Below are 14,544 nucleotides of genomic sequence, written 5' to 3' on the forward strand. Positions count from 1 at the left end.
TATGTCATCAAATCTTAACATCCTGAAATGGCTATTCGCGCTGGTGCTTATTTTTGGCGGATTTACCATTTACAAGATTTTTGGCGTCCTGGCTGTAGACCTTGGCGATAAAGAATACGTCTGGCTGGTAAAAATTATCTCCGAGTTCGGCTTGTTCACGTCGGTGGTGATTTCAGTGGGTTTTTTTCATCATTGGATCATCGCTACTGAAGAACGTAAAGAAACCGAGAAGATATTTCACAGCGTATTGTCCAAGTATATCGATGAGACGGTGATCAATGCCAAGAAACGGGGGTTTTTAGGCATCACCGAGAAAGAATTGGATTTTTCCGAGATCATGCACGGCCTGTATCCCGGCGATTATGTGTACTGGATGATTACTTTTGATCCCCGCTATAGGCATTATTGCCGGGAATTTGAACTCGCCATTAAAAAAGGCGTTCATTTCAGGATGCTTATTCTGAAGGATGGCCCGACTTCAGAGCACCATGCTAAGGAAATAATAGGCTTCGGCGCTGAGGAGTTCAGGCAATATAACCGTTTGTTTTTGTCATCACTCGAAGATATAGCCGGGCGAATCAATGAAAAGGACGAGGGGACGCTGGGCGTTTTTGTCTATGATTACGAGCACTTGCCCAGTACGCCGTTGTTTATTATTCTGCGCAAAAAATCAAAAGTCCTGGAGGTTTTTAACAGCTTTTACCTGTCCGAGCCGATAGGAAGAATGCCCTATTTGCATTGGCAGTCTGATCTTAAAAACGATAACCGTTATTTTTTCGAATCGGAACAGTGGAGCATGCCGGATCTATTTTTAGACTATTTTCACCGACACTGGATGATAGAAAGACATAACTTAACGATGGCCGATAAAGACAAATCACCCTACAATGATTTTATCTATGCACCCGCTTCGGCCAGAAAAAAATGCATCAGGCTGAGTGGTGAATCGGATGTGTTGAGTGGTTCTGAGAGCATGTGACCTTGATGGCAGGCAATAAGTTTAGGTTTGTAGAATACGGCTAAAGTACGAAGCCTGTTCTGAGCATGTCGGAGGAGGGTGTATGGATAGCGATGGATGCGCTACTGCGTACAGCGCGTCTTACCCGCTAATTTTTTTATTGATCTGGAGAACGATTATGTCTGAAATAGACCAACAACGCGATGTTAAAGGTGCAGTCCGGGCAGCGGTTAAGTCGGGGACTGATGTTCATCAACAAATCAAGGAGATTACCTTAAAAGCGCTGACAGCCCGTCAACTGGATATGGAAAACATCAAAAGTGTTACTGAAACGGTCATTAATGGCATTAATGAGGGCATGACTAGTCATGGCGATCATGGCAAAGAGGTCTTTATGCAGGCAGCTACAGCATTGGATGATGCTTTGGCGATTGCAGCAGAAGCCTCGGCATTGGCTATTGAAGAGGCGGCTGCCAAAGTTGCCGAGTATTCTGAACATGATTTTAATGATGCGATCAAAGATTTACAGGATAGGGAAGGGGTGTTTCTCGATACTCTGGAGAAAGTCGCTAAAGGCAGTAATCAGGTCATCGCCGACATTGTGAATGATTTTATTGCCCATTCGCGGCAAAGCGGAACCGCAGTTGGCGAACAAACTTTAATTGCCTTGGAAGCGCTGAAAGACTTGCCGAGGATAAGCAAGGACATCATTATTTCAAGTACGGTTGCCACAACTTCCACTTTAGCCCAGATAGCCAGCGGTATTTTATTGGGTATTGCTGAAAGCCTGCAGCCGTCTCATTCCAAAAAATAGAGTTTAGCCGTAGAGCATGTTATGGGAAATGTTAAATGCAGCCAGGGATCTGGGCAGGGTTCATGATATTGCATCGGTATTAATCCGTTACGGATTCGGCAGCTTTGTTCGCGGCTTGGGCATGGGCAAGGCATTGGAACGCGCGGGCAGGGTGCTGCATTGGCAGCATGTGGACGAGTATGTGAATCTCGACACGCCGCAACGTATGCGTCGTGTATTGGAGGAGTTGGGGCCTACCTTCATTAAATTGGGACAAATTCTTGCGACGCGTGTTGATTTATTCTCGCCTCAATATATTGCCGAATTTGAAAAGCTTCAGGATCAGGTGCCTCCCATGTCCTTTGAGGAACTACTACCCCAACTTGAAGAAGATCTTGGCGGCAGTATTGATGATTTTTTTTCACAGGTTGACAGACAATCGCTTGCCGCTGCATCCATTGCCCAAGTTCATAAAGCCGTACTCAAGAACGGAACGCCGGTTATCTTGAAAATTCGCAGACCCGGCCTACGCAAAATCATTGAAGCCGATTTACGCCTTTTACAGCGTATTGTTGATATTGCTGAGTCCGAATCACCGGAGATTCGTCGATTTCATCCGAAAGAAGTCCTTCGCCAGTTTAACCAATCATTACACCGGGAACTTGATCTTGCTGCCGAGAGTAGAAATGCAGAGCGGGTAGCCGCCAATTTAGTCGATGATCTTAATATCAAGATTCCTAAAGTCTATTGGCAATGGACTTGTGAAAGGCTCAATGTACAAGAGTATATTCAAGGTATTCAAGGCAGGGATCTTGACGCTGTCGATAAAGCGGGACTGAATAGAAAACTGCTGGCAGATCGAGGCACTCAGGCGGTCATGAAGATGATTATGGCAGACGGATTTTTTCATGCCGATCCGCATGCCGGCAATGTATTTTATCTGCAGGATAATAAACTGGCATTTATCGATTTCGGTATGGTTGGTCGATTAACTGAAGAGCGCAGAGAGCAGGTTGTCAGCTTGCTGTATAGCATGATTAATCATCTCCCGACTAAGGTGGCTGAGATACTTGAAGACTGGTCGGACAATATTTATACCGATGAACAAGTGCTTACTATTGAGATAGAAGCCTTTGTCGATCAATATAGTTCGCTGGCGCTAAAGGATTTAAGTATTACCAGCATGATGAGCGATTTAATGACAATATTGAGGGACCATAAGTTGATATTGCCTGCCGATCTCGCCTTGTTAGTCAAAACTTATATAACCCTGGACGGTTTAGGCAGGCATCTGAACCCGGAATTTAATATCTTGGTTTTTGCCGAGCCCTATGTCCAGAAAATCATGATGGAGCGTTACCGACCGGAGGCTATCGCCAGACGGGGCTGGCGCAATCTGATCAGCGTCACCGATCTTTTATCAAGCTTGCCAAAAGACCTGCGTAGACTGTTGCGCGCCTCCAGAAAAGGAGCTTTTCAGGTTGATATTACCGTCAAGCATCTCGGTCAGTATGTTAATCATATCGATAATGCCATTAGCCGGTTAACTATGGGTATAGTCATCGCCGCGCTCATTATCGGCTCGTCTATTATCATGACGGTAACAGGCGGGCCGGAAATATTTGGTTTGCCGGCATTCGGATTTCTGGGATACTCTTTTGCCACTATAGGCGGCATCTGGTTGTTGCTTTCCATTTGGCAAAGCGGGAAATAACGATGACAAATAGTTATCAGTTTGAGTTTCATAGAAAACTATGATTCTTTAAGCGCTTCAACATAGATTGCTTTGACCGAATAACCGTGAAAGTCTTATGCTCACAGATAAATATTCTCAATGTGACGGATGTGAGGGTGATGATTTTGCTATATCAGTTCTACGTAAAATATAGCGATCGGCAAGTTTTCCAGGGATTCGATTGCCAGTGTTATCGAGCTGAATGAGCCTGTTTTCGCCGACAAAATAGTGCCTTGTAGTTGAACTATTGCGTGGCGTTAAAACGATCGTATTGCTTTTATCACCCCACGTAAATTTCCCTTTTTCCACAAATTCTCTTTCTGACTTACCAACGTATTGGGTAATCAAGATATAACTGTTATTTTTATTTAAAGCGAGCGTAGTTTTAACTCCATTGCAATCAGCACAGGGCGTAAAACCGTAATAAATACCCGGCCAATCAAGGCTATTTTGGGCATGATGTGTATCTGTATCCTTTATCTCAGGCGGTTCAGCAAAAACAGGGTGGTAACCGGAGAAAGTTACGATGAAAATAAAAAAAGTCAGAATTTGTTTAAATTGTTGTCTATATGTGCGCATATTTTTCCTTCAGTAAAACTGACGATAATAATAAAGTAGAATGTAAAGCAGCGAAACCCATCCATAGAGGGATTTTTTGTTTAGAGGTTTGAGGTCAACTACAAACCCATTAATTTTAGTCAAAAAACATTAACCCGCTTCTGGCATCCGAGAAAATACGTAATCAGAGATAAAAAGGACTAGCGACTCCAAGTTATTCCTAATATATGCAATAAAAACAATTGGTTGAATCGGATTCACGCTCCCTCTCCTGTTGGAGAAGGAGTAACAACACTTGTGTGGATACCTAGGCTTATTCCGGGAGGGTAGCACGCTTCAATTTACAGTTTTACACATGAGCGATAGGCTTGTCGGTAAATAAATAGTCTTTCAGTTCATGGTCGAGACTCGAATCTTGACGCCGTATCCATTCCAGCAACATGGCTGCATGTTCTTTTTCTTCATCACGGTTATGCGCCAGGATTGCTTTGAGCTCAGGGTTCTTGCAGGCGTTGACGCGTTGGTTGTAAAAATCCACTGCTTCCAGTTCTTCTCGGAGCGAGATGAGCGCTCTATGCATGTCTCGGGTTTTGTCGTTCAGTTCATGAACGGGTTCTTGATAACCATCAGCTGCCATCGTAGTGCCTCCATAATTAAGTTATTGTATTTTTAATGTTTACGCCAGTTCCAGCTTAACCCGATAGCCTATTCAAATCAATGATACCGAGTCAGAAAGCACGTCAATATTTGCCGGAGGCAGTTGGTACAGCTGCGTGAATAATCTTAAAATGATTAAAAGCCATTAGATGGGATTGCTCTTTGCACTGGAAAAACTAAGTGCCACGGCCCATTTGAGTCCAGAATTTCAGCCGGTCATTAATGCGTAACTTCTATATGATTTAAGGCCGCTCATTAGGGGTATACTGATTGCATTTCAAAATTTGGCGCTTTTATGCTCTCTGTTGCTTGATAGGGTTATGGAGAAGAGATTCAAAAAAGCGAGATTTGATGTGTAAACACTATAGAATAGGACAGATAATAATAAAATTTTCGGCTATCAATGACAACTCAAACCCAAATTATAGATTCACGTTTTCTAAGAAAATACGTTAAGCGTTTTTTGACGAACTCTCAAGCGGTCGCACTGGCAATTATTCTTATTGTCAGTTTTGTGCTGATTTATTCATTGTCCGATTTGTTAATGCCGGTTTTTATATCAATCGTACTGGCATATCTGCTGGAAGGACTGGTGAGTAAGGCTGAAAGCATCAAGATGCCGCGTTTGCCGGCTGTGTGTCTGGTGTTTTCAGTGTTTATGGCTTGTTTTATTTTTTTATTGTTTTATCTGATACCGATTGCTTCACAACAGGCCATCGAGCTTGTTCAGCATCTCCCTGAGATCATTCACAGCGCGGAAAATGAAATTATGCGTTTGCCGGAAATGTATCCGCAATTGATTTCAGAAATAAAAGTCCGACAGATGTTGTATGCAGTGGAAAAGGACCTGTTAACTTACGTGCAAAATACGTTGTCGCGGTCTGCGGCATCTGTTATGGGTTTAGTCAGTGTAATGATTTATTTGTTTTTAGTGCCGATGATGGTGTTTTTCTTTTTAAAAGACAAGCAGATATTGGTATCCTGGTTTTTGCAGTTTATGCCCAAGGACAGGCATTTGACCGTGCGCGTATGGGAAGAGGTCGATGTCCAGATAGGTAATTATATACGCGGCAAGTTTGCCGAAGTGTTTATTCTCTGGGCCGTCAGTTATGTGACTTACGCGGCTATGGGGTTAAATTATGCCATGTTGCTGGCTGTTTTGATGGGTTTGCAGGTCATTATTCCTTACGTTGGGGCAACGCTGGTTACCTTTCCGGTTTTGGGTGTTGCTTATTTTCAGTGGGGATTAGGCGGCGATGAATTTATGTATATTGTTATTGCGTACTCAATTATTCAGATGCTGGACGGCGTTGTGTTAGTGCCGGTATTATTTTCAGAAGCAGTTAACTTACATGCCATCTCAATTATTGTTGCCATTTTGTTTTTTGGCGGCTTGTGGGGTTTTTGGGGGGTGTTTTTAGCCATTCCATTAGCGACGGTTGTTAAGGCGGTACTAACCGCCTGGCCACGGATTGGGGATGAAAATCCGAATACAAGTTATTAAACCTGATTTTAAATACAATAGAAGCTGTATCTGCGTTCTATTATATTGATAGCTGAGTAGTTACCTAGTTACAAAATATCTGAAGCGTAATCAGCCAAGCGTGAACGCTCGCCGCGCCGCAAGGTGATATGCGCTCCATGGGGCCAAGTTTTAAAACGGTCTACGACATAGGTTAAGCCTGATGTTGTTGCCGTTAAATAAGGCGTATCTATTTGCGACAGATTGCCGATACAGATAACCTTGGTTCCAGGGCCTGCGCGCGTTATCAGGGTTTTCATTTGTTTTGAAGTCAGGTTTTGAGCCTCATCGATGATCAGGTAGCGATTGAGGAACGTCCGTCCACGCATAAAGTTAAGCGACCTGATTTTGACCCGGTTCATAATAATATTGCTGGCCGCGCCTTGTTCCCATTCGCCGTGTTCGGCATTACTGCCCAGCAGTTCGAGATTGTCGATTAACGCGCCCATCCATGGGGCCATTTTTTCTTCTTCGGTGCCGGGCAGAAAACCTATGTCTTCGCCAACAGAGACGGTTTCGCGGGTCATGATGATTTCCTGATAGGCTTTTTTTTCCAGGGTCTGGTCAAGGCCTGCGGCCAGAGATAATAGGGTTTTTCCGGTGCCCGCCGTACCCAGTAAGGTGACAAAGTCGATGTCGGGGTCCAGCAAGACATTGAGGGCAAAGTTCTGCTCCCGGTTTTTTGCCGTTATGCCCCAGATATTATTGTGCTTTGCACGATAATCCTTTGCCAGTTCCAAAACTGCAATCTGTCCGTCGCAAGATCTGACGATGGCTTCAAAATTGGTTTCGTCTTCGATGTACACATATTGGTTGGGATACCATTCGGTTACTATGGGGTCTTCCAGTTTGTAAAAGGTGCGGTTTTTTTCCTGCCAGGATTCCATTTTGGTGCCATGTACAGTCCAGAAATCTTTTTCCAACGCCATTGCACCGCTGTATAACAGATCAATGTCATCGAGGGTCTGGTCGTTATGGTAGTCTTCCGCAAGCAACTCCAAGGTCGCTGCCTTGATGCGCATGTTGATGTCTTTTGACACCAGGATAACGGTGGTTCCTGGCAGTTCCTTAGTGAGCGCCAGGACGATTCTGAGTATAGAATTATCGGCAAGGTTACCGGGCATGCTTTCCGGCAGCAGTGCGGTCATGGTGCTGGTTTGGAAATATAAGCGTCCGCTGTCAGTCGTATCGGCATTCGGGCCGTGTTTTATGCTCGACAACGGTAGACCGTCGTTGATGGTTTGCTGGTTGGCGTCGCGGATTAATTCATCCAGAAACCGGCTGACTTGTCTGACGTTGCGTGCCAGTTCAGTTAGGCCTTTTTTTGCATGATCGAGTTCTTCCAGAACAATCATCGGGATAAAAAGGTCATGTTTCTTGAAACGAAAGATGGCGGCGGGATCGTGCATCAGCACGTTGGTATCTAAGACAAATAGCTTTTTATTCGGGGATGTTTGAATATTCACGGTTAGTTGCTGGTGAGTTCATGTAAGGCTTGCAGCACTTCTTCACAATGGCTTTTGACTTTTACTTTGCGCCATTCCCGAACCAATAGACCCTCTGGGTTAACCAAAAAGGTGCTGCGCTCGATGCCTCGAACCTGCTTGCCGTACATGTTTTTCATTTTGATAACGTCAAACAGCTGACACAGCTTTTCATCCGAGTCTGAAAGCAGGTCAAAGGGAAATTCCTGTTTGCATTTAAAGCCTTCGTGAACGCGGACGCTGTCACGGGATACGCCTAAGATGGCGGCATTGAGCGCGATGAATTTTTCGATGTTATCGCGAAAACTTTGGCCTTCCTGAGTGCAGCCGGGCGTGTTGTCTTTGGGGTAAAAATAAATAATAAGGTATTTGCCGCGGTAGTCGCTTAGTTTTACCGTTTTATCGCCGGTAGACAAAGCCTCAAAATCGGGCACAGGGTTTCCGGGAGTTATCATGGTTAAGTTTATCGTTTTATGGGTTCAAGGATCGCATCGATATTTAATTGGTCGCAGAAATCCATAAACTCTTCGCGCAGCGTCAGCAGATGAAGTTGCGGTGGGATCAAAATGACGAATTTGGTTGAGAATACTGAGGTTTGAATATACGGAGCTTGATAGCAGCTGCCGCTTATTTCCTCAATGTCTATCTCTCTGTCAAATAAAAAAGAGGTAATGGATTCGGTCACATTATCGCGATCCAGCGATATGGTTTCCAATGAGTAGGGAATGCACTCTTTGGGCTTGTCTTTTTGCTCAGGCCGTAAGGTGTGAATTTTAATGTCCAGTCGTTTTTGGATAATGTCCAGGGTGCTTTCAAGTTTGGCAATCTGGTTCCAGTTACCCGAAATAAGCAGGTAGGCCGCAGTGGACTGAGCGAGACGTGATGACCTTATTTCCAGAATATTACATTTACAGTCGCGCACGGCGGGTAATATTTCAGCAATAAAATTAATTTTATGGTTGCCTAAGGCGGTGATAGCTAGTTGCATTTTTCTTCTTAAAAGTTTTTTTGGCAGTTTAGCATCAAATCGGTGAAACTTTATGAACATTAAGCTTATTCGGTATTAAAATGATGAAAATTGTTTTCCTGCCGAAAAATATTGAATACGCCATTTAAACTTTTTGTAGTTATCTTACAACACATTGCTGAGCCTGAATATGACTGATCCAACAGATAAAAAAATAAATGAAAAGCGCGATAATCTTGATGCTATGTTGGACGAGGCGGATGCATCTTTTCTCCCGATGAATGAGTCTCAGGACGACGAAGATACTATTGATAGATTGCTGATGAATGCCGACTTTGATGTAGATAATACGTTAATACCGACAGAGGCGAACAAGGATATTGATGAGTTAGATGATTTTTTAAGTTTTGACGATTTTCGGGCTGAGTTTAATGAGCCGAAAATAGATCGACAGGATTCACCACAAGCCGCTGAGGTAGAAGCCGAGCGGGCAGAACAAGCTTTACGGAGATCATCTTTTACTCAGTCAAATGACTCGGAGGGTGACGAAGATGAGCTCGACAGGTTGCTGATGAGTGTGAATTTTGATGCTGACGGCGCGCCGGTGTATTCAGATATGGGTGTTCTTGAAGAGTTGGAACGGGTTGCGGAGAATCCGTTTACTGTTGTCGATGATGAGCTTGGCGCATCGGCTTCGGAGGGTTTCGCTGTTGATGCGCCGGATAATTTTTCAGACTTTAGTGATTTTATGGATGCGGACATAATTCCTTCAGCAGATGGCGATGTTACTGCCCTGTCGGATGAAGTGGATGATTTTTCCGGTGTTGATTTTGATGAATCGGACCTGATTCAGGATGACGAAGTTGAGACTTCAGCAGATGTGATTGCGCCCAATGATGAACCGCTAGCCGCTGACAAGGATGACTTGCTCCCGGATGTCGGTTTAGATGCCGCAGACCTGTTAGCGCAAGCAGACGAAAAAACGGAGTTTCCTGGTGATGTTACTGCCCTGTCGGATGAAGTGGATGATTTTTCCGGTGTTGATTTTGATGAATCGGATCTGATTCAGGATGCCGAAGTTGAGGCTTCAGCAGATGTGATTGCGCCCAATGATGAACCGCTAGCCGCTGACAAGGATGACTTGATCCCGGATGTCGGTTTAGATGCCGCAGACGTGTTAGCGCAAGTAGACGAAAAAACGGAAGCAGTTGATGAAGTTGTCGCTCTGCCGGGTGAGGTGGATGATTTTGTCGGCTATGGCGACGATTTTGACACATCGGACATGATTCAGGACGATGAAAATGGCTTTGCCAATCTCTTGGCTGATGCCGGTTTTGATTCCGAGGATGCATTAGAACCAACGGCAGGAAAAAAAGATGCGATGGGTGACGATTCTGACTTGAATAAAATTGATAACTTTTTCCAATTGGATGAGGTCAGCGATGATTTTTCTAAGGAGATGGAAGCGGACACTGATAATTCATCAGATGAAGAAGATGATTTTCTGTTGCCTGACTTTGATATTACTGCCGATATGGATATTTCCGAGATAGGCAGCGATGCAGGCATTCAAGAAGATGAGTTTGCAGATGCCTTTGGTGACAGTGACTTCTTAAATGAAGATGTAGCTATGCAGGCTTTTGAGTCGGAGCTGCAACCAAGCGGTAATGAAGCAGTTGTCGAAGCCAAGCCGAAACAAACAGTCGACACGATTGTAGATGACACTGAAGATGTCCAAATGAGTCCATTTGGATTTGAACGGGAAGACATTAAAAAACAGCTGGAAGATGCGGAAAATAAAGTTAAAAAAGCGAAGCTTTTCGGTTATGTGGCGTTGGGGTTCGGTGTTGTTGCGTTAAGTGCAGCCGCAGGATTGGGCGTGATGACCTATAGTGCTAAAACTGAAGTTTCAAAATTAACTGAAGATGTTTCAGCTCTTGAGGCGGATTTGGCAAAAATTGTTGCAAACAATCCTAATGCAGAAATTAACGCTATGGTGAATTCTGTGGTGCAGTTGAATCAGCAGGTTTATAGCTTTATAACCGAGCTGAAAGGGAATCCCCAGTTCCCCGTTGATTTATTAACTACCAAGGTACCTGATATTACGGAAAAACAGGATAGAGTCAGCAAGGCGCTGGACATGCTGCAGGTCAAAATTGGCGATTTAGAAGAAAAGGTATCTTTAGCTCCACTCGATGTTGAGCCGGCTAAGGTCGAAGTGGAGCCTGCACCGGTTAAAGAAGGTAATACACAGGAGCATGGGCCGGCGAAAGATGGAGTTACGAATGAGCATGGTCAGGCGAAAGATGGAGTTACGAATGAGCATGGGCAGATCAAAGAGAAGGCTATACATGAAACCGCTCCTGCTAAAGTAGCCGTAATACCTGAAGTTTTGCCTGCTAAAGTAGAAACTAAGCCTGAAGTGGTGCTTGCCAAAGAGAAAGTTAAGCCAAAAATGGTAACGGCTAAACCTGCATATGCAGCAAAACCTGTTAGTAAACCTGATGCCAGGCAAGCCATAAAGCAACAGGCCTATGGAGAATGGGGCGTGAATTTGATCGCATTCAAGCAGGAGTGGTTTGCCAGAAGCAAGGCGGCTGAATTTGCGCGCCTAGGTGTTTTTAGCGAAGTAGTGCCTGTGCGTGAAAAGAATGTAACTATGTACCGGCTCCGAGTTGGAGGTTTTAAAAGTAAAGCAGACGCGCTTTCAAATACGGCTAAACTCAAAAAATCGCTTAATTTGGATTCAGTTTGGGTGAGTGATAACTAAGGTTAATGCCCGCTTAGGAACATAGCTATCTACACCAGTCCCCGTTTCTTTCTTCTCGCTGCAACCCTCTTCAACAGGAGAGGGCGCTTGGCGTCACTGCAACTCATTGTTTTTATTGTGGAGTAAAGTGGTATAGATACCTATGCTTACAAAGGGGAAGTGACTGCTTAACTTGCTCAAGTTAAATCATGCACGATCCTAAGCTATAAAATAGACAGTTTTGATGTGGCCCCTGCTTGTTCTTTGACCAGCTTTGGCACCAGATAGCCGGGCAGGGTGGCTTGAACTTGCCGGATAAGTATTAAGGCTTGTTGTTCAGAAACCTCAAAATGTCCTGTGCCGGTGGCTTTGTCTAATAAATGCAAATAATAGGGGATGATGCCGTGGCTGAACAATCGTTCGCTCAATTCACATAGCACTTCGGCATTATCATTTATGCCTTTTAACAGCACCGATTGATTGAATACGGTGATGCCGCTAGTTTTCAGCAAGTTACAGGCGGCAATGACGCGGTCACTGATTTCATTGGCATGGTTGCAGTGGACGACAATAACAATTTGTTTGGGGCTTTCGGTCAGGGTATTAATGAACTCACCGGTTATGCGGGCAGGCAGAACGATAGGCAGTCGGCTGTGTATTCTGATACGTTTTACATGTTTGATAGCGTTCAATTGCTGAATGAGTCGGCTTAGCCGTGCATCGCTGAGCAGCAAGGGGTCGCCGCCGCTTAAAATAACTTCCGAGATACTGTCATCTGCCTGAATATATTGGACGGCGGCCTCTTCCTTTTGCTTGCTGAGTTGTAAATCAGCGTACGGAAAATTGCGCCGGAAACAATACCGGCAGTTGATGGCGCAGCTGCCGGTATTGATAAGCAAAACCCGGCCATAGTATTTGTGCAAAACACCGGTCTGGGCGGCTGCCGCAAGATCGCCGACCGGATCATGGTTAAAACCGGGATAGGCAAACAGTTCTTCCTTGATAGGTAATACTTGGCGTAATAAAGGATCATGCGGATTGCCTTTTTCCATGCAGGCTGCAAAGCTTAGCGGAACGCGTAAAGCGAAGTTTTCAGTTGCCGCAACTGAAACCGGCAAGTCATCCGGCGATAACTGTAAATAACGGCAGAGGTCTTCAATGTTGTTAAAAGCTTCGGCAAGTTGTTGTTGCCAGTTTTTAGTAAAGTGTTGAATTTCGAGCTGTGGTTCGGGCATGAGGGCTTATTAAAGTTTCTATCGGTTGTTGGCTCTATTATAATGGCTGAGTTTTATATTGTTTGTCATCTTTGAGGATAAAATGGCCACTTACAGCACTAATGAGTTTAAAGCCGGGTTAAAGGTTATGTTAGATAACGATCCCTGTGCGATTATTGAAAATGAATTTGTCAAACCGGGAAAGGGTCAAGCTTTTAGCCGGGTAAAAATCAGGAATTTGAAAACCGGCCGGGTTATTGAAAGAACCTTTAAATCGGGTGAGTCAATTGAAGGCGCTGATGTGGTTGATGCTGAGATGCAGTATCTTTATAACGACGGTCAATTCTGGCATTTTATGGTGCCGGATACTTTTGAGCAGTATCAGACTGATCAAAAAGTTGTCGGTGATGCGGGTAAGTGGTTGAAAGATCAGGATTCCTGTACGGTAACCTTATGGAATGATTCGCCTCTTGCGATCTCGCCGCCTAACTTTGTCGATTTGGCAATTACTGAAACCGATCCGGGCGTGCGTGGCGATACTTCAGGCGGAGGCGGCAAACCCGCAACCTTGGAGACTGGGGCGGTGGTCAGGGTGCCCTTGTTTGTGCAAATTGGTGAAGTGATTAAGGTCGATACCCGTACCGGCGAATACGTTTCCCGCGTAAAAGAATAGTGTTAGCTGACTGGCGGCCGTCATGCGCTATAGAGCTGATGCGTTTAAGAGCGCAGATGCTAGCCGAACTGCGTCAGTTTTTTGCTGAGCGATCGGTGCTGGAAGTGGAGACGCCGCTGCTCAGTCACAGTATTGGGACAGATCCTCAGTTGGAATTTTTTACCACTGAGTACTGTTTGTCACCGCAGCGGCAAACCCTGTTTTTGCAGACATCCCCTGAGTTTGCGATGAAACGGCTGCTCGCAGCCGGCAGCGGTTGTATCTATCAGATAGGCAAGGCATTCAGAAACGGAGAGTCAGGGCGTTTTCATAATCCTGAGTTTACGATGCTGGAATGGTATCGGGTTGGCTTTACCTTGCCGCAGTTAATGGATGAAATCACCGAGCTGTTTGCGGGTCTGTTTAAAGAACAGTCGTTACAGGAAACTCAAAGAGTCAGTTATCAGAGTATATTTGTTTCGTATACCGGTTTAGATCCCCTGATATTTTCTTATCAGGACTACTGCGTTTTTGCCAGGAAAAGCCAAATACCTGAAGCGGTGGATATTTGCGGACACGATCATGCGGTGTGGCTGGATTTTATATTCAGTCACAAGGTTCAGCCGCATTTGGGTGAAAATGCGTTGTGTATGGTTTACGGTTATCCCGCTTGCCAGTCGTCATTAGCAAGAATCAACGAAGGTAATGCACAGATCGCTGATCGCGTTGAATTGTTTATTAATGGCGTTGAGCTTGGCAATGGCTATTATGAGCTGACAGATGCTAAAGAACAAAGCAGGCGATTTGACCAAGAACTGGCTATCCGGAAACAACAAAAATTACCTGTTATCGTTAAAGACCAACGCCTTATTGCGGCTTTGGAATCGGGATTGCCGGAATGCTCTGGTATGGCTATAGGCCTGGACCGTTTATTGGCACTATTGTCGAATAGCGCCTCCCTCGATGAGGTGCTTAGTTTCCCTATTCGTCGGGCTTAAGTTCGTTTAAATTTTTACTGTGATATAATTCGGCAGTTTTTCAAGATTGCCCTATATTGTTTTATTGGTAACTGCATCAGCAGATGCTAACTAACTGATAAGAGCATGGATTAGACGGGTTTAAAAGGCTGACTAATAAGCCGAAGTCAAGTTCGTAATATACCTTTATCCACGAGTAGCGTAAAACCCCGCCGTTCAGGGTGGGGATGTAAGCGGCCCAGCTTCGTATTTCTCATAGTATTAAATCTTTCCATAGT

General features: G+C 44.6%; 13 protein-coding genes. 7 read left to right on the plus strand and 6 right to left on the minus strand.

Features of this window, described 5'->3' with window-relative positions; all coding sequences use genetic code 11:
* Position 1: 1 nt before the first annotated feature.
* The 3 genes from ABXJ76_RS07100 to ABXJ76_RS07110 all read left to right on the plus strand — a co-directional run bounded on the left by ABXJ76_RS07100 (position 2) and on the right by ABXJ76_RS07110 (position 3,465).
* Positions 2-979 carry a hypothetical protein gene (locus ABXJ76_RS07100; RefSeq protein ID WP_432745521.1) on the plus strand — a complete coding sequence of 326 codons (978 nt, stop codon included), beginning with the start codon at positions 2-4 and terminating at the stop codon, positions 977-979.
* A gap of 157 nt (positions 980-1,136) precedes the next feature.
* Complete coding sequence (locus tag ABXJ76_RS07105) at positions 1,137-1,772, plus strand: DUF6781 family protein (RefSeq protein WP_432745523.1); 636 nt, start codon at positions 1,137-1,139, stop codon at positions 1,770-1,772.
* A gap of 16 nt (positions 1,773-1,788) precedes the next feature.
* Positions 1,789-3,465 carry an ABC1 kinase family protein gene (locus tag ABXJ76_RS07110; protein WP_432745525.1) on the plus strand — a complete coding sequence of 559 codons (1,677 nt, stop codon included), beginning with the start codon at positions 1,789-1,791 and terminating at the stop codon, positions 3,463-3,465.
* 117 nt (positions 3,466-3,582) lie between these two features.
* Here the strand turns inward: ABXJ76_RS07110 and ABXJ76_RS07115 are convergent, their stop codons facing one another.
* Positions 3,583-4,065: a copper resistance protein NlpE gene (locus ABXJ76_RS07115; protein WP_432745527.1), complete on the minus strand. Its 483-nt coding sequence runs from the start codon at positions 4,063-4,065 to the stop codon at positions 3,583-3,585.
* Between the two features lie 328 nt (positions 4,066-4,393).
* A complete protein-coding gene (locus ABXJ76_RS07120) occupies positions 4,394-4,681 on the minus strand; it encodes an encapsulin-associated ferritin-like protein (protein WP_432745529.1) in 288 nt (95 codons plus the stop codon).
* 423 nt (positions 4,682-5,104) lie between these two features.
* Between ABXJ76_RS07120 and ABXJ76_RS07125 the strand changes: the two genes are divergently transcribed.
* On the plus strand, positions 5,105-6,205 hold the full coding sequence (locus ABXJ76_RS07125; RefSeq protein ID WP_432745531.1) for an AI-2E family transporter: 1,101 nt from the start codon (positions 5,105-5,107) through the stop codon (positions 6,203-6,205).
* 68 nt (positions 6,206-6,273) lie between these two features.
* On the opposite strand, the gene ABXJ76_RS07130 is transcribed toward ABXJ76_RS07125, so the two are convergent.
* The 3 genes from ABXJ76_RS07130 to ABXJ76_RS07140 are packed head-to-tail and all read right to left on the minus strand — an operon-like array spanning position 6,274 to position 8,695.
* Positions 6,274-7,689, minus strand: a complete 1,416-nt coding sequence (locus ABXJ76_RS07130) for a PhoH family protein (RefSeq protein ID WP_432745533.1) — start codon at positions 7,687-7,689, stop codon at positions 6,274-6,276.
* Between the two features lie 2 nt (positions 7,690-7,691).
* A complete protein-coding gene (locus ABXJ76_RS07135) occupies positions 7,692-8,162 on the minus strand; it encodes a peroxiredoxin (protein ID WP_432745535.1) in 471 nt (156 codons plus the stop codon).
* Between the two features lie 8 nt (positions 8,163-8,170).
* Entirely contained in the window at positions 8,171-8,695 is a 525-nt protein-coding gene (locus tag ABXJ76_RS07140) for a glycine cleavage system protein R (protein ID WP_432745537.1), read from the minus strand.
* Positions 8,696-8,864: 169 nt separating this feature from the next.
* On the opposite strand from ABXJ76_RS07140, the gene ABXJ76_RS07145 reads away from it, so the two are divergent.
* Positions 8,865-11,444 (plus strand): SPOR domain-containing protein, encoded by a 2,580-nt coding sequence (locus ABXJ76_RS07145; RefSeq protein ID WP_432745539.1) that lies wholly within the window; start codon positions 8,865-8,867, stop codon positions 11,442-11,444.
* Positions 11,445-11,647: 203 nt separating this feature from the next.
* Here the strand turns inward: ABXJ76_RS07145 and epmB are convergent, their stop codons facing one another.
* Positions 11,648-12,658, minus strand: coding sequence for an EF-P beta-lysylation protein EpmB (gene epmB, locus ABXJ76_RS07150; protein WP_432745541.1), 1,011 nt, complete (start codon positions 12,656-12,658; stop codon positions 11,648-11,650).
* A gap of 82 nt (positions 12,659-12,740) precedes the next feature.
* Here epmB and efp point away from each other — a divergent pair, with 82 nt between their 5' ends.
* Both efp and epmA read left to right on the plus strand, forming a co-directional pair.
* On the plus strand, positions 12,741-13,310 hold the full coding sequence (gene efp, locus ABXJ76_RS07155) for an elongation factor P (RefSeq protein WP_432745543.1): 570 nt from the start codon (positions 12,741-12,743) through the stop codon (positions 13,308-13,310).
* A 56-nt stretch (positions 13,311-13,366) separates the two neighbouring features.
* Entirely contained in the window at positions 13,367-14,287 is a 921-nt protein-coding gene (epmA, locus tag ABXJ76_RS07160; protein ID WP_432745545.1) for an EF-P lysine aminoacylase EpmA, read from the plus strand.
* The last annotated feature ends 257 nt before the right edge of the window (positions 14,288-14,544 follow it).

This window comes from Methylobacter arcticus, assembly GCF_050917435.1.
GTDB lineage: Bacteria > Pseudomonadota > Gammaproteobacteria > Methylococcales > Methylomonadaceae > Methylobacter_A > Methylobacter_A titanis.